Source organism: Bacillus sp. T-10(2022) (assembly GCF_056502895.1).
This window is the reverse complement of sequence record NZ_CP113518.1, coordinates 3,872,516-3,888,206: the sequence shown is the minus strand read 5'-3', so window position 1 is coordinate 3,888,206 and position 15,691 is coordinate 3,872,516. Positions and strand designations below refer to the sequence as shown.

Annotated in this window: 21 protein-coding genes; 17 read left to right on the top strand and 4 right to left on the bottom strand. The window is 41.8% G+C overall.

The features are described 5' to 3' along the window. The first annotated feature begins 114 nt into the window (after nucleotides 1-114). The 6 genes from OSJ91_RS19015 (at nucleotide 115) to OSJ91_RS18990 (ending at nucleotide 4,627) form a co-directional block, all read left to right on the top strand. Nucleotides 115-753: a class I SAM-dependent DNA methyltransferase gene (locus tag OSJ91_RS19015; RefSeq protein ID WP_350299537.1), complete on the top strand. Its 639-nt coding sequence runs from the start codon at nucleotides 115-117 to the stop codon at nucleotides 751-753. A 15-nt stretch (nucleotides 754-768) separates the two neighbouring features. Continuing rightward, entirely contained in the window at nucleotides 769-1,464 is a 696-nt protein-coding gene (mtnN, locus tag OSJ91_RS19010; RefSeq protein WP_101222634.1) for a 5'-methylthioadenosine/S-adenosylhomocysteine nucleosidase, read from the top strand. Between the two features lie 94 nt (nucleotides 1,465-1,558). Beyond that, nucleotides 1,559-2,482 (top strand): PLP-dependent cysteine synthase family protein, encoded by a 924-nt coding sequence (locus tag OSJ91_RS19005; RefSeq protein WP_413018984.1) that lies wholly within the window; start codon nucleotides 1,559-1,561, stop codon nucleotides 2,480-2,482. Between the two features lies 1 nt (nucleotide 2,483). Next, complete coding sequence (locus OSJ91_RS19000) at nucleotides 2,484-3,620, top strand: bifunctional cystathionine gamma-lyase/homocysteine desulfhydrase (RefSeq protein ID WP_350299535.1); 1,137 nt, start codon at nucleotides 2,484-2,486, stop codon at nucleotides 3,618-3,620. A gap of 113 nt (nucleotides 3,621-3,733) precedes the next feature. Further along, nucleotides 3,734-4,000 (top strand): YrhC family protein, encoded by a 267-nt coding sequence (locus OSJ91_RS18995; RefSeq protein WP_350299534.1) that lies wholly within the window; start codon nucleotides 3,734-3,736, stop codon nucleotides 3,998-4,000. Nucleotides 4,001-4,486: 486 nt separating this feature from the next. Then, on the top strand, nucleotides 4,487-4,627 hold the full coding sequence (locus OSJ91_RS18990) for a YrzI family small protein (protein WP_072273247.1): 141 nt from the start codon (nucleotides 4,487-4,489) through the stop codon (nucleotides 4,625-4,627). A gap of 306 nt (nucleotides 4,628-4,933) precedes the next feature. Here OSJ91_RS18990 and OSJ91_RS18985 read toward each other — a convergent pair whose 3' ends face one another. Then, the gene (locus OSJ91_RS18985; protein WP_413018981.1) at nucleotides 4,934-5,128 is read right to left on the bottom strand and encodes a hypothetical protein; all 195 of its coding nucleotides are present in this window, start codon (nucleotides 5,126-5,128) and stop codon (nucleotides 4,934-4,936) included. Between the two features lie 186 nt (nucleotides 5,129-5,314). Here OSJ91_RS18985 and sigK point away from each other — a divergent pair, with 186 nt between their 5' ends. Then, complete coding sequence (gene sigK, locus OSJ91_RS18980) at nucleotides 5,315-6,037, top strand: RNA polymerase sporulation sigma factor SigK (protein ID WP_034308596.1); 723 nt, start codon at nucleotides 5,315-5,317, stop codon at nucleotides 6,035-6,037. Between the two features lie 193 nt (nucleotides 6,038-6,230). Here sigK and OSJ91_RS18975 read toward each other — a convergent pair whose 3' ends face one another. Further along, on the bottom strand, nucleotides 6,231-6,533 hold the full coding sequence (locus OSJ91_RS18975; protein WP_350299532.1) for a hypothetical protein: 303 nt from the start codon (nucleotides 6,531-6,533) through the stop codon (nucleotides 6,231-6,233). A gap of 163 nt (nucleotides 6,534-6,696) precedes the next feature. Between OSJ91_RS18975 and OSJ91_RS18970 the strand changes: the two genes are divergently transcribed. Beyond that, the gene (locus OSJ91_RS18970) at nucleotides 6,697-8,487 is read left to right on the top strand and encodes a M3 family oligoendopeptidase (protein ID WP_485890221.1); all 1,791 of its coding nucleotides are present in this window, start codon (nucleotides 6,697-6,699) and stop codon (nucleotides 8,485-8,487) included. Between the two features lie 63 nt (nucleotides 8,488-8,550). Here OSJ91_RS18970 and pssA read toward each other — a convergent pair whose 3' ends face one another. Continuing rightward, a complete protein-coding gene (pssA, locus tag OSJ91_RS18965; RefSeq protein ID WP_350299530.1) occupies nucleotides 8,551-9,090 on the bottom strand; it encodes a CDP-diacylglycerol--serine O-phosphatidyltransferase in 540 nt (179 codons plus the stop codon). A 136-nt stretch (nucleotides 9,091-9,226) separates the two neighbouring features. On the opposite strand from pssA, the gene OSJ91_RS18960 reads away from it, so the two are divergent. Continuing rightward, nucleotides 9,227-10,012 carry a phosphatidylserine decarboxylase gene (locus tag OSJ91_RS18960; RefSeq protein WP_350299529.1) on the top strand — a complete coding sequence of 262 codons (786 nt, stop codon included), beginning with the start codon at nucleotides 9,227-9,229 and terminating at the stop codon, nucleotides 10,010-10,012. A gap of 52 nt (nucleotides 10,013-10,064) precedes the next feature. Here the strand turns inward: OSJ91_RS18960 and OSJ91_RS18955 are convergent, their stop codons facing one another. Next, nucleotides 10,065-10,205 carry a sporulation histidine kinase inhibitor Sda gene (locus OSJ91_RS18955; protein ID WP_034311351.1) on the bottom strand — a complete coding sequence of 47 codons (141 nt, stop codon included), beginning with the start codon at nucleotides 10,203-10,205 and terminating at the stop codon, nucleotides 10,065-10,067. Between the two features lie 465 nt (nucleotides 10,206-10,670). Between OSJ91_RS18955 and OSJ91_RS18950 the strand changes: the two genes are divergently transcribed. Genes OSJ91_RS18950 through OSJ91_RS18915 form a run of 8 tightly spaced genes read left to right on the top strand, consistent with a single transcriptional unit; the run spans nucleotide 10,671 to nucleotide 15,684 of the window. Beyond that, the gene (locus OSJ91_RS18950) at nucleotides 10,671-11,192 is read left to right on the top strand and encodes a YqeG family HAD IIIA-type phosphatase (RefSeq protein ID WP_101222627.1); all 522 of its coding nucleotides are present in this window, start codon (nucleotides 10,671-10,673) and stop codon (nucleotides 11,190-11,192) included. Next, the gene (yqeH, locus tag OSJ91_RS18945; protein WP_413018975.1) at nucleotides 11,189-12,298 is read left to right on the top strand and encodes a ribosome biogenesis GTPase YqeH; all 1,110 of its coding nucleotides are present in this window, start codon (nucleotides 11,189-11,191) and stop codon (nucleotides 12,296-12,298) included. Before OSJ91_RS18950 ends, yqeH begins: the two co-directional genes overlap by 4 nt. A 20-nt stretch (nucleotides 12,299-12,318) precedes the next feature. After that, nucleotides 12,319-13,161, top strand: coding sequence for a shikimate dehydrogenase (gene aroE / locus OSJ91_RS18940; protein ID WP_350299527.1), 843 nt, complete (start codon nucleotides 12,319-12,321; stop codon nucleotides 13,159-13,161). Beyond that, nucleotides 13,155-13,445: a ribosome assembly RNA-binding protein YhbY gene (yhbY, locus tag OSJ91_RS18935; RefSeq protein ID WP_076365174.1), complete on the top strand. Its 291-nt coding sequence runs from the start codon at nucleotides 13,155-13,157 to the stop codon at nucleotides 13,443-13,445. The genes aroE and yhbY overlap by 7 nt, the downstream gene beginning before the upstream one ends. Before the next feature lie 11 nt (nucleotides 13,446-13,456). After that, complete coding sequence (locus tag OSJ91_RS18930) at nucleotides 13,457-14,026, top strand: nicotinate-nucleotide adenylyltransferase (protein ID WP_098369749.1); 570 nt, start codon at nucleotides 13,457-13,459, stop codon at nucleotides 14,024-14,026. Next, nucleotides 14,016-14,588: a bis(5'-nucleosyl)-tetraphosphatase (symmetrical) YqeK gene (yqeK, locus tag OSJ91_RS18925; protein WP_350299526.1), complete on the top strand. Its 573-nt coding sequence runs from the start codon at nucleotides 14,016-14,018 to the stop codon at nucleotides 14,586-14,588. Before OSJ91_RS18930 ends, yqeK begins: the two co-directional genes overlap by 11 nt. Then, on the top strand, nucleotides 14,588-14,944 hold the full coding sequence (gene rsfS / locus OSJ91_RS18920; protein WP_101222622.1) for a ribosome silencing factor: 357 nt from the start codon (nucleotides 14,588-14,590) through the stop codon (nucleotides 14,942-14,944). The genes yqeK and rsfS overlap by 1 nt, the downstream gene beginning before the upstream one ends. Beyond that, nucleotides 14,941-15,684: a class I SAM-dependent DNA methyltransferase gene (locus tag OSJ91_RS18915; protein WP_350299525.1), complete on the top strand. Its 744-nt coding sequence runs from the start codon at nucleotides 14,941-14,943 to the stop codon at nucleotides 15,682-15,684. The genes rsfS and OSJ91_RS18915 overlap by 4 nt, the downstream gene beginning before the upstream one ends. The last annotated feature ends 7 nt before the right edge of the window (nucleotides 15,685-15,691 follow it).

Below are 15,691 nucleotides of genomic sequence, written 5' to 3'. Positions count from 1 at the left end.
TTCGCCGAATCTGAACCGAATGATGGATTTGCCTAAAAAACAAGAACTGTTTCTGCGTTTATTTCATATTATGCTTATAGGTTTTATTATCTTATCATAAAAAGGTGATTAAAAATGGGCAGAGAATTTATCGATTTATTTGAAGAATGGTCGAAATCGTATGATGATACGGTTAGTGGACACGATATTGAGTATCAAGAGGTTTTTAAACATTATGATAGGATATTGGATAGCGTCACGGACCGGGCTCATGGTCATGTGTTGGAGTTCGGCGTAGGTACCGGGAATTTGACGGAAAGGCTTTTGATGAAAGGCCTAAAGGTATCGGGAATTGAACCCTCACCTGCGATGAGGGAAATAGCGGTAAGCAAGCTGCGTGGAAAAACAGAAATTGCAGATGGGGATTTTATCGATTTTCCGAAGCCGGAACAGGTTGATTCGATCGTGAGCACGTATGCGTTTCATCATTTAACCGATGAAGAAAAAGAAAAAGCGATAGCCAACTATGGAAAGTTACTGAATACTGGTGGTAAAATAGTGTTTGCGGATACGATGTATCAATCAAGGGAAGCTCATGAACGAGCGATTCAAGATGCAAGGCAGGCAGGCTTTCATAATTTGGCGAACGATTTGCAAACGGAATATTATACTACTATTCCTTTTTTGGAAAAAGCACTTGAAGCAAATGGATATAAAGTGAACTTCGAGCGCTGCAATCAATTTGTCTGGATTATGGAGGCGGAAAAATTATAGGAAGAGGTTATACTAATGAAGGTAGCCATAATCGGAGCAATGGAAGAAGAAGTTACGATTTTACGTGATAAATTGGAAGGTTTGGAGCGGGTGACCATTGCCGGTTCCGAGTTTAATACAGGAACACTGAATGGTGTCGAGGTCATTTTGCTTAAATCGGGAATCGGTAAAGTGAATGCGGCAATGTCCACAACGATTCTGTTAGAAAAATTCAAACCGGATGCAGTCATCAATACTGGCTCTGCCGGCGGATATCATCCAGCACTTAATGTAGGGGATGTGGTCATATCCACGGAAGTTCGCCACCATGATGTCGATGTGACGATTTTTGGATATGAGTACGGTCAAGTCCCTCAGCTTCCGGCAGCTTTCATCCCGGATGAAAAGCTTCTCGCAATCGCAGAAGAAGCAGCAAAAGAAATCGAGGATATTCAAGTGGCGAAAGGGTTGATCGTTACGGGGGATTCTTTCATGAATGATCCTGTCAGGGTTGAATTCGTCAGAGGGAAATTCTCTGATTTATATGCGGTGGAAATGGAAGCGGCAGCCATTGCACAGGTAGCCTTCCAATTCAAAACACCGTTTGTCATCATTCGTTCCCTTTCGGATATCGCAGGTAAGGAGTCCAATATTTCCTTTGATAAATTCCTGGAAACTGCGGCTCTTCATTCAGCGGCACTGATTTTGAAAATGGTCGAAAAAATGAAATGAATGGTAAGTGATCAGCGGAAGCCTTTCCGCTGATCATTCTTTATTGCATAATTCTTATTAAATTGGTAGGATAACTATGAAAGGATGTCCGAATATGAAAGTCTTTCAAAACATTCATGAGTTGATAGGGGAAACACCGATGATGGAAATCACCCAGTTCCCGCTTCCGGATGAAGTCCGCATCTTTGCCAAACTGGAATACTTTAATCCGGGAGGCAGTGTGAAGGATCGGCTTGGTCAAGAATTGTTAGCCCAAGCGTTACAGACAGGGAAGGTGAAAAAGGGCGGGACGATCATCGAACCGACTGCCGGAAATACTGGAATTGGCTTGGCGTTGGCTGCGATAAACAGTGGCGTGGACGTGATTTTTTGCGTTCCGGAGAAATTCAGTGCAGAGAAACAGGAATTGATGCGTGCTCTTGGAGCGAATGTGATCCAGACCCCGACAGAGGAAGGAATGACAGGAGCGATTGCCAAGGCTAAGGCGCTGCTGGCTGAAATTCCGGGATCTTATTGTCCTCAGCAATTCGCCAACCCATCCAATCCTGAAGCATATTATAAAACGCTGGGACCTGAAATATGGGAACAGATGGAAGGCGATGTAGATGTGTTTGTTGCCGGTGCCGGGACGGGCGGGACATTCATGGGAACATCGCGATATATAAAAGAAAAGAACGCTGCTGTCAAAACGGTCATTGTCGAACCAGAAGGATCGATTTTAAACGGCGGCAAAGCAGGACCCCATAAAACAGAGGGCATCGGGATGGAATTTTTGCCAACCTATATGGATGAAACGTATTTTGATCAAATCCATACGATAAGCGATCATGATGCTTTCCATATGGTAAAGGAATTGGCGCTTAAAGAAGGCCTCCTTGTCGGCAGTTCTTCGGGCGCGGCATTTGCAGCGGCCATGAAAGAAGCAGCGAAGGCTTCCCGTGGGTCGAATATCGTCGTCATATTTCCGGATTCCAGTGAACGATACTTAAGCAAAAAAATTTATCAAGGAGGTATTTGAAATGAGAAAAAAAACACAATTGATTCATGGCGGCATTGTTGGTGATGAAAAAACAGGAGCGGTTTCGGTGCCGATTTATCAAGTGAGCACATATAAACAAGATGGACCGGGAGATCACCGGGGATATGAATATTCCCGTACAGGCAACCCAACCCGCCATGCCCTCGAAGAGTTGATCAAGGATCTAGAAGAAGGAAAAAGAGGCTTTGCCTTCGGATCAGGAATGGCAGCGATGACCGCGGTTATGATGCTGTTCAATCAAGGTGATCATGTATTGATGACCGATGACGTTTATGGAGGGTCTTTCCGGGTCATCACTAAAGTGCTTAACCGCTTCGGGGTGGAGGCTACGTTCATCAATACGAGTGACATGCACTCGATCGAAAAAGAGATAAAAGACAATACGAAGGCATTGTTCATAGAAACCCCGACGAATCCATTATTGAAAATCACCGATCTGGAGGAAGTATCAAAAATAGCTAAAGAAAACGGCATCCTGACCATTGTTGATAATACCTTCAGTACGCCATACTGGCAAAATCCACTTACACTTGGAGCCGACGTCGTGCTTCATAGCGCTACGAAGTACCTGGGGGGACACAGCGATGTTGTAGCGGGTCTTGTCGTGGTGAATGATGAAAAACTTGGCAATGACCTTCATTTCATCCAAAACTCTACAGGAGGCGTGCTAGGGCCCCAGGATTCATGGCTGCTGATGCGAGGCATTAAAACGCTGGGTATCCGGATGGAAGAACATGAAAAAAACACATCCGAAATCGTCCGTTTCCTATCCGGGCATAAAGACGTTTCGAAAATCTATTACCCTGGTCTTGAAAACCACCCAAATCATGATATTGCCAAAAAACAATCGCGTGGATTCGGCGGTATGGTTTCATTTGATGTCGGCAGTGCCGAAAAAGCCGCATCCGTTTTGAATAAAGTGAGATTCTTTACACTTGCGGAAAGTCTGGGAGCAGTGGAGAGCTTAATTTCGATTCCAGCCTTGATGACACATGCCTCCATTCCGGCTGAGCGCCGTGCAGAGCTTGGAATAACCGATGGGTTGATTCGCATTTCAGTTGGCCTGGAAGATGTTGAAGACCTGTTGGAAGACTTGGAACAAGCGCTACAAGGATAATCGGAGAGGGAACGCTTCCAAGCTTACTGCCATTATTTACACCCTGGAATTTGGAATAAATATGGTAGAATGAGATATCGATATCTTATTAGCTTGAAAGAAGGTGGAATGGCATGAAAAACCGCAAAATGCAAACGGCGGCAATGCTGCGTTCGAAAATGGTCGATTTTAAACAATTTGCGATCACTTTGTTATGTGTAGGTTCGTTCTTCTATTTAGGAACCATCCTTCCCTCTGGCGACAAAGCGATCATTGACACATATGTCTATATGGGAGCGACAATAACATTCCTGGGCATATCCATAGTATTTTTCTCATTATCCAAAAAATATAAAAAGATCTTGGCCGAAATGGATGACCAGGACTCTTTAAAACAATAAAAGCAAACCTGATTCTTTAATGGAATCAGGTTTTTTTATTTTTCTGTTGGTGTTGCCCATTAAGGGGCAGATTATCATACCACTTACCTCCTTTAGGTAATAATAGCTCTTGAAAATGGGTAAAAAGATCGAAATTTTCAAATAAATAGGCAAAAGCCGTTTACAAATATCGGATTTGTGGATATACTTACCAAGTAATAAAAAATATTCCAAAGGAGGTCGAAGAAAATGACATTGTATCTACATGGAGTCGTCACTATTAGCCGGTCCGTTTCAAATGACAATCAAATAACATTCGACCTGTGCCAAGCGGAATATTTCTAAAGCAATTTGGCTTTATTAATCATTCAAACATAGCGGCCGCAGGGAGAAGTGTTTTATCCTGCGGCCTTTTTATATTTTCAAAAAGAAGCCGCAGGAGAACTTAACTTTCTGCGGCCTTTTTATGCCTTTTTGATGGGCCGCCCCTTTAAAGGAGGTGATATTATGACACTGAATATGCTTTTTTTCACAATCACGATTAAAATGAAAAAAATGACTGCCGAGGAATGTTTGCAGCAGGAGAGAATTCACAAGATTCGAGAAGAACATCTAGATAAAGCGATGAAGCACCGTCCATTTTTCTAAAAACATACGAGGTTGGTATCCCGTTCATTAAAATAAAATTTAAAGAAAGGTGGAGGTTAAAATGTTGAATTTGTTTTATGTAAAAGGAGAGAAGCGTTGCTATTGGCAGGAGAAGGATACCGGCTAACGGATCTGCCGGTGTATTGCCAGCGTTTGTATGTATATATGTACAGCGGAAGAGGCTATTGGAAACATGATAAAATTGAAGGTATGTTGTTATGACGCTAACTCAGAACTGCAACGGTAGAGATGAATATGTAAAGGGGGAAACTCGGCACTCGGGCCGAGTTTTTTTCTTTGCCTGAATCAGCAGCACGGACCTGATCCTCCATAACCAAATCCACATCCCGGCAACCACCAAAACCCGAAAATGAGCAATAAAATCAAGAGGACAATAAACAGGCCATAACCAAAGCCGTAACCGGACCCTGCATAGCAAGGCGCAGGAACAGGAGCCGGATAACCATAGCTGCATCCGTATGGTCCATAGTTATATCGCATCGTAAAAACCCCCTTCCCTAAAAAATTCCCTATCATTTGAACATTTGCCTTCGTTCGTTTGGGAATTCCTCCAGGCTGGTTTGAACATTTAACACTTTCCTGATTTCTTTTAGTGGGACAGACACGAACAAGCCCACTGCTGCATAGGTATGAATAGGGAAACCAAAGAAACGGGGGATGAAACCAATGCCCGGAATACTTACAGTTGTCGGTTATATTATCAAAGAATTTTACTTATTCGTTTCCTATGTGAAAAACAACGCTTTTCCCCAGCCTCTGTCATCTCAGGATGAAAAGAAATATCTGAAGCTTATGAGTGAGGGTGATGGTGATGCCCGTAACATCCTGATCGAGCATAATCTCAGGCTTGTTGCCCATATCGTCAAGAAATTCGAGAATACGGGCGAAGATACAGAGGATTTGATTTCGATTGGGACAATTGGTTTGATCAAGGCCATTGAGAGTTATTCGGATGGGAAGGGTACGAAGCTGGCCACATATGCGGCACGATGCATTGAGAATGAGATCCTGATGCATTTACGAGCGACAAAGAAAACGAAGAAAGATATTTCCCTGCATGATCCGATCGGTCAGGATAAAGAAGGAAATGAAATCAGTTTAATCGATGTACTGAAATCGGAATCGGAAGATGTCATCGATACGATTCAGCTCAATATGGAAATAGAAAAAGTGAAAAAGTATATTGATATTTTGGATGAACGCGAAAAGGAAGTCATTGTAGGCAGGTTCGGACTGGATTTGAAAAAGGAAAAAACCCAGAGGGAAATCGCTAAGGAGCTTGGCATATCCCGCAGTTATGTATCAAGGATCGAAAAACGTGCATTGATGAAGATGTTCCACGAATTTTACAGAGCAGAAAAAGAAAAGGAAAAGAAAGCTAAAGGATAGGAATGTTAAAGTCAAAGAGAGTGCGGGGAATTTCCCCGCACTCTTCTTTTTAATATTTATTTCGGATCAAATCCGTAAATGCATGATAAATCTCGATTCCCTGAAAAAGGAACAGACGTGAAGCGGTTAAAGAAAATACCCCTATCATAATTAGTCGGAACCACATATGAATCACTCCTCCATTTTATTGTTTTTATAAAATGTCAGAGCGTAAGGCTACGTAATTCGCCTGAAAAAAAACCGGACTGAGATATCGCAGGCGTAGATTTGAGTGAAAATAAAGATAACTCAAAATGGAAAATTCGAAAATGAGAACAATGATAAGTGACTGCCAGGAATTGAAGGAAGGCACGAAAGGCTGCTTCTTGTCGGCCTTATCCCAATGGTGAACATCGGTATGTTCTTCAATGGTCAGCTGCTGTGCATGATGATGGAACTGTATGGGCAGCGTCCAAAGGAGCAGGATGATGGCAGACATGTGAATAAAGAATTTCATATGAATCAACCACTCCTTTCCCAAGAATATATTCATCATAACATGCTTTTAATCTGGGATATAGAAAAATGTTCTGGCAAAAATACTGAAAATTCCTTTTAATTAGAAAAATATTGAATTTACCTCTATAATGGGATTAGTGATAAAAAGGGGGCAAAGCAGGATGGGATATTCTTTGACGTGGGATTTGGATATCTTTTTTAAAGGAGGAAGCTCTTCTAAGGAGTTCCTGATTTTTTTAGATGAAATTAACGAAGAGGTAAAAGAATTAGACCGGGTTGTAAGCAATATCAATCCAGAAGGAAATGATGAAAGCAGTTTAATCCAGGCATTTGATCTTTATAAAAATACAAATATGAAATCCACGCAGGCCAGTGCATTCATTGGATGCCTGGAAGCTCAAAATGCGCACGATAAAAAGGCTGGTCAGCTGCGGATCAAACAAATGAAGATAGTCGCTTCACTAAAAATGGTGGTAAGCAAGCTGGATGAAAAGTTGATACAGCTTGATGATGCGTTTTTTAAAGAAATCCTCGAAAAAGAACCATTGAATGAATTGAAATTTGTATTGGATGAACGTCGGGAAAAGGCAAAGGAAAAGCTTTCCGTAAAGGAAGAAGCATTAATCACCCAATTGGCCATGGATGGTTTCGAAGGATGGAGCCAAATGTATGATACAATCGTCGGTTCAATGACGATCCCTTATAAGGGTGAAAAGCTTTCTGTAGGCCAAGCGGCGAATAAATTTTCTGATCCTGATGAAGGGGCCCGGAAAGAGTTATTTACCGGGTGGGAACAGGCTTGGGAGGAAAAGAGTGACCTTTTTGCCCGGACGCTGAACCACTTGGCTGGATTCCGTCTCAGTGTGAATGAAAAAAGGGGCTGGGATGATATTTTGAAAGAGCCTCTTGAAATAGGGAGGATGAAAAAAGAAACCCTCGAAAGCATGTGGAATGTCATTGCCGATCATAAGGAGCCGCTTGTGAGGTTTTTAAAAAGGAAAGCGGAGTTATTGGATTTGGATAAATTAAGTTGGGCGGATTTGGATGCACCGCTTGCTGTTACGGCACAGTCCAAAGTAATGGATTATCAAGAAGGTGCAGACTTCATCATACAGCAATTCTCTAAGTTCGGTTCTCAATTAGCAAGCTTCACCCAAAAAGCTTTTGAAGACAGCTGGATTGAAGCGGAGGACAGACCAGGTAAGAGACCAGGCGGTTTTTGCACCGGCTTCCCATTAAATAAGCAGTCAAGGATTTTCATGACGTATTCGGGCACCCCATCCAATGTATCGACATTGGCTCATGAATTGGGACATGCATTCCATTCTTATGCAATGAGGGATATCCATCCATTGAATCGGTCATATGCCATGAATGTGGCTGAAACCGCCTCAACCTTTGCTGAAATGGTCGTAGCGGATGCGGCTGTGAAGGAAGCGGCCAGTGAGGAAGAAAAGCTTGTGCTTTTAGAAGATAAAATACAGCGTTCGGTTGCATTACTCATGAATATCCATGCCCGCTACTTATTCGAGACAAGGTTTTATGATGAGAGGAAACAAGGGTATGTCAGTGCCGAACGGTTGAATGAACTGATGGTCGATGCACAAAAAGAAGCTTATGGCGATGCTTTAAGTGATTATAATCCAACGTTCTGGGCTTCAAAGCTCCATTTCTATATTACAGGTGTACCATTTTATAATTTTCCGTACACATTCGGTTACTTATTCTCATTAGGCATTTACGCGAATGCCCTGAAAGAACCTGCAGGATTCGAAGAAAAATATATCGCTCTATTAAAGGATACCGGTTCCATGAAGGTCGAGGATCTGGCGGAGAAACATTTAGGCGTCGATTTGAAGACCCGGGATTTTTGGGAAGAAGCGGTCAATGCCTGTATGGAGGATGTTGAAGAATTCATGCGTTTGACCGACCCCTTAGTCCGAAAAGCATAAAAGGGGTTTAGGCTGAATATGAACGAAAAAAAGCGGATGTCCATAGGACATCCGCTTTCTTATTTAAACTTTCTTCAGTTTAAATGGACTGACCATAAGCAATGATAATATAATCATGAGGGATAAGAAAAAGACCGGATGGAAATACGGGATGGCGAGATAACTTAATGTAGCGATGCAGCCCGCAACCGTAATTGGCACTCCCATAAAATATCCATTGCTTTCACTTATATTGAAGCGGGCGAGACGAAATGCGCCACAGCCAATATAGAAAACGGTGAAGAGTGTGCCAGGTGCTCCGAATTCTATCAATATTCCTTGGTATAATAATAGAGCTGGTGCGACGCCGAAAGATATGATGTCACACATGGAATCAAGCTGCTTACCCAATTCCGATTCAATGTTGAACTTCCGTGCAACCATACCGTCAAAGCGATCTGCAAGGGCAGCCAGGAAGATTAAAAGCAGGCTTAAATTCAATTGGCCGTGCATCACGGCAATTATTGCAAATCCACCAAGGGATAAATTCATTAAAGTAAGTATATTTGCTGTTTGTGCTTTCACTTTTTTAATGGTTTGATCGAGGGCGTGTAATAAAAACATCTTTTCACTCCTTTCAAATGAAACAAATTAAAACAATATATAGTAAACATAAGTATTTATTATATAATAATATTTTACTTAACACAATTTATGCAAGGGAATTTTAGAATAATTTTACAATTTGGAGTGGTTTTATTTGTTTCAGTCTTTATATCGCATTCTTATTGAACTGACGAATGGTCAGTATTCATCAGGATTATTAAAGCATTTTAGCCAATCTCGTTGGAGCAGGCCCTTAATTTTACTGTATGTAAAAACATTCAACCTTAATCAACAAGAATTTGGTAAAGAGTTAAAAGCTTATACCAATCTGCACGAGCTATTTACAAGGCAGTTAAAGGCGGACGCCAGGCCAATTACGGCAGATCCTTCTGCGGTAGCTTGTCCTGTGGACGGTGTTCTCGAGGATTCAGGGGAGATACAGGCTGATAAAAAGATCGTCGTTAAGGGAAAGATATATTCAATGGAGGAAATGCTCGGGGATGAGCTTTTTTTGGAAAAGTACTTAGGGGGCAAATATCTCGTGTTATACTTAAGCCCGAGTCATTACCATAGGATCCATTCACCAATCAAGGGTTCCGTAGTCAAACGCTGGACCCTTGGAAGGAAATCGTACCCCGTCAATAAATGGGGGATGAAATATGGAAAAGAGCCTTTATCAAAAAATTATCGGACAGTAACTGAATTGCAAAATGAAGCGGGAAGTCTGGCTATGGTGAAAGTCGGGGCCATGTTCATAAATTCGATCGTCATTACTGATGAATCTCATGAATTGGAAAAAGGGCAGGAATTTTCTTATTTCAGCTTTGGGTCAACAGTGGTGCTTCTTTTTGAAAAAGGCAGTTTTGAACTTGAAGGAAACATATCCATTCCCGCAGATGTCCGTGTAGGTGAAACGATCGGTTTCATGAGGGCCGTCTAACTTCAATTGAAAATAAGAGGCTGACATTTGATGTCAGCCTATGTATTCCATATTAAAATATTGATCGGATTTTATGCGTTAGGGATCTTCGATGAATTTCCGTTTCTATGAGGCGGATGAAATCGGTACTCAACTTTAAATTCTGTGCTTTAAAATAGGATTCAAGCAACAGGTCATCAGATAGTTTTTGCATCAGAACGCCATATACGGCTGCTCACCTCCAGTAGGGATTGCGAGGAATAATTTGGTGTTTACTTGCATATATTGATAAGTCTTCCTTGATGTACCCCTACTGTATCAGAAATAAACGTGGAGAACAATCGTTCTGTTATCCACAGTTGAAAGTGGATAACCTGTGGTTAAGTTGTTTACAAGGTGAACGAAATGGTGCACATCAGTATGGAAAATGTTAGTAAAGTTATCCACAGGTTGAACAAATGAAATTTTTGTCGAAATCTTTTATGAATAATTAGTTCTTTGGTTCTGGTCTGCCTGCAAATTTCCCATTATTTAATAAAAAATGCCTTTCCATATCTTAAAACATCCATTATGATGTTTCTTTACCGTCAGCCCTTCTTTCCTAATTTTTTTTGAAAGTGAGCTAAAAATTCGATATGATGGAAACGGTAAATTTTAATGAAAATATAGAGGTGTCAATATGCTTAAATTATTTTTGCCGAGTGAACATGTTAAAAGCATTTTTAATATAGATCCTCAAGAATTGAAAAAAAGAGGGATCAAGGGAGTCATTACCGATTTGGATAATACTCTCGTTGAATGGGACAGGCCAACTGCCACCCCCGATTTAATCAAATGGTTCGACAATTTGCGGGATCATGGGATTTTAGTGACGATCGTGTCCAATAATAATGAAAATCGGGTTCGGGCTTTTTCCGATCCGCTTCACATTCCGTTTATCTTCCAGGCCAGAAAACCGATGGTAAGAGCTTTCAATAAAGCCCGTAAGTCAATGGGATTGAAATTGGAAGAAACGGTGGTAATCGGCGATCAGTTATTGACGGATGTATTGGGAGGGAACAGAGGCGGGTTTCATACGATCTTAGTGCTCCCTGTAGCACAAACCGACGAATTCAGAACAAGGATCAATCGTTATTTTGAAAGAAAGATCATGGCGTTCTTTAAACGAAAAGGAATGATAGAATGGGAGGATCACAATTGAACAATCATCAAGAATTAGTGTGCATCGGCTGCGGTGTGAAGGTCCAGACTGAAGATCCGAAGGAGTTGGGCTATGCCCCTAAATCAGCCCTGGAAAAAGAGACGATCGTTTGTCAGCGCTGCTTTAAATTGAAACATTATAACGAAGTTCAGGATGTATCCTTAACAGACGATGACTTCTTGAAAATCTTGAATAAAGTAGGCGAAACCGACTCTTTAATCGTCAAAGTCGTCGATATTTTTGATTTCAATGGAAGCTGGCTGCCTGGCCTTCATCGATTTGTAGGAAGAAATGATGTTCTTTTGATCGGAAATAAGGTCGATTTATTGCCTAAATCCGTAAAAACGAACAAGTTGATCAATTGGATGAAGCAATCGTCCAAGGAATTGGGTCTAAACCCGGTTGATGTCCTGCTTGTCAGTGCGGAAAAGGGAAAGCACATACTGGAAGCGGCTGATGCGATTGAGCGGTACCGCAAAGGTAAAGATGTCTACGTGGTGGGCTGTACGAATGTAGGTAAATCCACTTTCATTAACCGTCTTATAAAAGAATTGAGCGGTGAAGACGATATCATCACGACTTCCCACTTCCCTGGGACTACCTTGGATATGATCGAAATTCCTTTGGATGATGAACAGGCATTGATCGATACACCAGGAATCATTAATCATCATCAAATGGCTCACTATGTGGACAAACGGGACTTCAAGGTGATTATGCCGAAAAAGGAAATCAAGCCGAGAGTTTACCAACTGAATGAAGGACAGACGCTATTTTTCGGAGGGTTGGCCCGGCTGGACTATGTCTCAGGCGGAAGGCGTTCACTGACTTGCTACCTTTCGAATGAATTGAATATTCACCGTACGAAACTGGAAAATGCCGATGAATTGTATAAAAACCATGCCGGGGAATTATTGACGCCCCCACGGCCTGAACAAATCGAGGAGTTTCCGAAGCTGATTCCACATGAATTCTCCTTGAAAGATGGTAAAATGGATATTGTGTTTTCTGGTCTTGGCTGGGTGACGGTCAATGAGCCAGGAGCGAAAGTCGTTGCACATGTTCCAAAGGGCGTCAATGTGATCGTTCGCAAATCATTAATCTAAATATAGGGGTCGTCTAGTCTATGAAAAAGATATATGGGGTAATGGGAGATCCAATTGCGCATTCGATGTCACCGGACATTCATAATGATGCTTTTGAAAAAGAAAATATAGAAGCGGTTTATCATCATTTTCATGTGACACCTGAGCGATTGAACGATGCCGTAAAAGGCATGAAAGCCCTTGGTATTGAAGGGTTTAACATCACGATTCCTCATAAGACTTCAATCATCCCTTTCCTTGATGAAGTGGATGAACTGGCCCTTGCAATCGGGGCTGTAAATACGGTTGTTAACAAAAATGGTCGGTTTATAGGGTATAATACAGACGGAAAAGGATTTTTCAAATCTTTATGCGATGAAATATCAGGTGACATCAAGGCTAAAAAAACGTTAGTGATCGGAGCGGGCGGTGCTGCGCGTGCGATTTATTTTACCCTCGTGAAAGAAGGGGTAAAGCAAGTTGATATTGCAAACCGGACAAAGGAAAGAGCGGCCCAGCTTGTTTCTGATTGCCCATATGATAAAGTATCGAAGGCACTCTCGATTATCGAAGCGGAAGAAAGCTTATCACAATATGATTTAATCATCCAAACGACTTCTTCTGGAATGAGTCCTGAATTGGATCATTCACCGTTAAAGGTCGACCAGCTTAAAACCGGTGCCATTGTCAGTGATATCATTTATAACCCTCTGCAAACCAAGCTGCTGCGTGAAGCGGGGGAAAAAGGGGCGGAAACGCAAAATGGGCTGGGGATGTTCATCAACCAGGCTGCGCTCGCTTTTGAGATATGGACAGGCATTATGCCGGATACAGCAAGAATGACAGATATTGTCTTGAACAAACTAGGAGGTAACACATGTTAACAGGAAAACAAAAAAGATTTTTACGATCAAAGGCCCACCACCTCAATCCAATTTTTCAAGTTGGTAAAGGCGGCGTCAATGATAATCTCATCAAGCAAATTGGTGAGGCGCTTGAAGTACGTGAATTAATCAAGGTCAGCATCCTGCAAAACTGTGAAGAGGACCGCGATGATGTGGGACTTTCTTTATCAAAGGGTGCACGGGCGGAATTGGTTCAGATTATCGGCAACACAATTGTGCTGTATAAAGAATCAAAAGAAAACAAACAACTTAAATTACCTTAAGGAACCTATCTATGAAAAAAATTGGAATTCTTGGCGGTACATTCAATCCTCCGCATATCGGGCATTTGATTATAGCGAATGAAGTGCTTGATGCCCTTGAGCTAGATGAAATCAGGTTCATGCCAAATCACGTTCCTCCACATAAGGAAAAATCGGAGGAAGTAACGGACATGGACAGGCTGGCTATGTTGGAAAACGCGATAGCCGGAAACCCATCTTTTTATATTGAGGGTATTGAAATAGAAAGAAAAGGCACATCTTATACGTATGACACGATAAAATTGCTTAAAGAGCTTGAGCCAACCAATGAGTTCTATTTCATAATTGGCGCAGACATGATTGAGTACTTACCGAATTGGCACCGTATCGACGAGCTGGTGCATATGGTAAATTTCGTCGGGGTGAAGCGCCCTGGATATAATGAAAAGACCGTATACCCAATCACGATGGTGAAAGTCCCTCAAATGTTCATTTCTTCTTCCATGATACGAAGGAAGTTAAGAACGGGGAAAACCGTGAAATATTTAATAGCAGATCCAGTGGTGAAGTATATTAAAGGGAATGGTTTATATGAATCGTGAGGAAGCATTGGCACTGGTCAAAGAACAAATCACTGAGCACAGGTACATTCATACCTTGGGTGTGGTCGAGTCAGCGATTGAACTTGCTGAACGGTATGGTGCCGACGTCCAAAAAGCGGAACTGGCAGCCATTTTCCATGATTATGCAAAATTCCGTCCAAAAGAGGAAATGGAGCAAATTATAATCGCTGAAAAAATGGACCAGGCGTTACTTGAATACAATATGGAGCTGTGGCACGCTCCTGTCGGGGCTTATCTGGTGAAAAAGGAAGCTGGCATTCAGGACGCTGAAGTCTTGGATGCGATTGCCTATCACACGTCTGGCAGGGTTGGCATGAGCCTTTTGGATAAAGTCGTATACCTTGCCGACTATATTGAGCCGGGACGTTCTTTTCCCGGTGTCGAAGAAGTCAGGCAGACGGCAAAGCAAAACTTGGATCATGCTGTCATCCAGGCTTTAAGGAATACTGTTGTTTTTTTAATGAAAAGAAATCAGGCAATTTACCCTGACACATTTAAGACATATAATGATTTGATCATGAATTTGAAGGAGAAGATGTAATGACTGAACGTGAACTTCTTGTAATTGCAGCAAAAGCGGCGGATGATAAAAGAGCGGAGGATATCGTGGCATTGAACATGCAAGGTATTTCCCTTGTAGCGGATTACTTTTTGATCTGCCACGGTAATTCTGAAAAACAAGTACAAGCAATAGCTCGTGAAATGAAGAGCAAAGCTGATGAATCAGGAATCAATGTAAAACGTCTTGAAGGCTTTGACGAGGCGAAATGGGTGCTTGTGGATCTTGGAGATGTAGTGGCCCATATTTTCCATAAAGATGAAAGAAACTACTATAATCTTGAACGTTTATGGGGAGATGCACCTTTTGAAGATCTAGAGAGTGAACTGACTACATGACTTATGAACGCTTTGCCTATGTATACGATGAATTGATGAAGGACGCACCTTATGAAAAATGGCTGATGATCCTTACGGCGAAGCTGGAACAGTATGGAATTGGTGGAAGGAAAGTCCTGGATTTAGCGTGTGGAACCGGGGAAATGACCGTTGAATTGGCGCAGCACGGATTCGAAGTCACCGGCGTGGATTTATCTGATGAAATGCTTCTTGTTGCCAATGAAAAGGCGGTTAAGCTTGGATTATCAATTCCGCTTTTTCAGCAGAATATGGCAGAACTCGAGGGACTTGGCCAATTTGATTGTGTCACGATTTTTTGTGATTCGCTGAACTACCTTCGCGATGAGGAGGATATAGTCAAGACGTTCAGCCGGGTTCATGAGCATTTGAAGGATGGCGGATTATTCTTGTTTGATATCCATTCCATTTATAAAATGGAAGAAATCTTTCGCGATAATACGTTTGCTGTCAACGGTGAAGAAGTATCCTATATATGGGACTGCTTCCCGGGTGAAGAACTTTACAGTGTTGAGCATGATTTAAGTTTTTTCGTAAGGGACGATGAAAGCGGACTGTATGACCGTTTTGATGAGTTGCATTATCAACGGACCTATCCGGTTGAACAATATAAAAAGTGGTTGGAGCAAGCAGGTTTTACGGTTTCTGAAATTCTGGCGGATCTTGAAGAAGCACCGCTCGTAACGGAAACCGAAAGAATCTTGTTTGTAGCCAGTAAATAATAAAGAG

Bases quoted from the DNA above. Each gene is read 5' to 3' on its own strand.
- OSJ91_RS19000 (WP_350299535.1), top strand. From the start codon at position 2,484: ATGAGAAAAAAAACACAATTGATTCATGGCGGCATTGTTGGTGATGAA.
- OSJ91_RS18975 (WP_350299532.1), bottom strand. From the start codon at position 6,533: ATGAAATTCTTTATTCACATGTCTGCCATCATCCTGCTCCTTTGGACG.
- sigK (WP_034308596.1), top strand. From the start codon at position 5,315: ATGCCCGGAATACTTACAGTTGTCGGTTATATTATCAAAGAATTTTAC.
- pssA (WP_350299530.1), bottom strand. From the start codon at position 9,090: ATGTTTTTATTACACGCCCTCGATCAAACCATTAAAAAAGTGAAAGCA.
- mtnN (WP_101222634.1), top strand. From the start codon at position 769: ATGAAGGTAGCCATAATCGGAGCAATGGAAGAAGAAGTTACGATTTTA.
- OSJ91_RS18950 (WP_101222627.1), top strand. From the start codon at position 10,671: ATGCTTAAATTATTTTTGCCGAGTGAACATGTTAAAAGCATTTTTAAT.
- OSJ91_RS19015 (WP_350299537.1), top strand. From the start codon at position 115: ATGGGCAGAGAATTTATCGATTTATTTGAAGAATGGTCGAAATCGTAT.
- OSJ91_RS18915 (WP_350299525.1), top strand. From the start codon at position 14,941: ATGACTTATGAACGCTTTGCCTATGTATACGATGAATTGATGAAGGAC.
- OSJ91_RS18955 (WP_034311351.1), bottom strand. From the start codon at position 10,205: ATGCAAAAACTATCTGATGACCTGTTGCTTGAATCCTATTTTAAAGCA.
- yhbY (WP_076365174.1), top strand. From the start codon at position 13,155: ATGTTAACAGGAAAACAAAAAAGATTTTTACGATCAAAGGCCCACCAC.
- OSJ91_RS18995 (WP_350299534.1), top strand. From the start codon at position 3,734: ATGAAAAACCGCAAAATGCAAACGGCGGCAATGCTGCGTTCGAAAATG.
- rsfS (WP_101222622.1), top strand. From the start codon at position 14,588: ATGACTGAACGTGAACTTCTTGTAATTGCAGCAAAAGCGGCGGATGAT.
- yqeK (WP_350299526.1), top strand. From the start codon at position 14,016: ATGAATCGTGAGGAAGCATTGGCACTGGTCAAAGAACAAATCACTGAG.
- aroE (WP_350299527.1), top strand. From the start codon at position 12,319: ATGAAAAAGATATATGGGGTAATGGGAGATCCAATTGCGCATTCGATG.
- OSJ91_RS18985 (WP_413018981.1), bottom strand. From the start codon at position 5,128: ATGCGATATAACTATGGACCATACGGATGCAGCTATGGTTATCCGGCT.
- OSJ91_RS18970 (WP_485890221.1), top strand. From the start codon at position 6,697: ATGGGATATTCTTTGACGTGGGATTTGGATATCTTTTTTAAAGGAGGA.
- OSJ91_RS18930 (WP_098369749.1), top strand. From the start codon at position 13,457: ATGAAAAAAATTGGAATTCTTGGCGGTACATTCAATCCTCCGCATATC.
- OSJ91_RS19005 (WP_413018984.1), top strand. From the start codon at position 1,559: ATGAAAGTCTTTCAAAACATTCATGAGTTGATAGGGGAAACACCGATG.
- OSJ91_RS18990 (WP_072273247.1), top strand. From the start codon at position 4,487: ATGACACTGAATATGCTTTTTTTCACAATCACGATTAAAATGAAAAAA.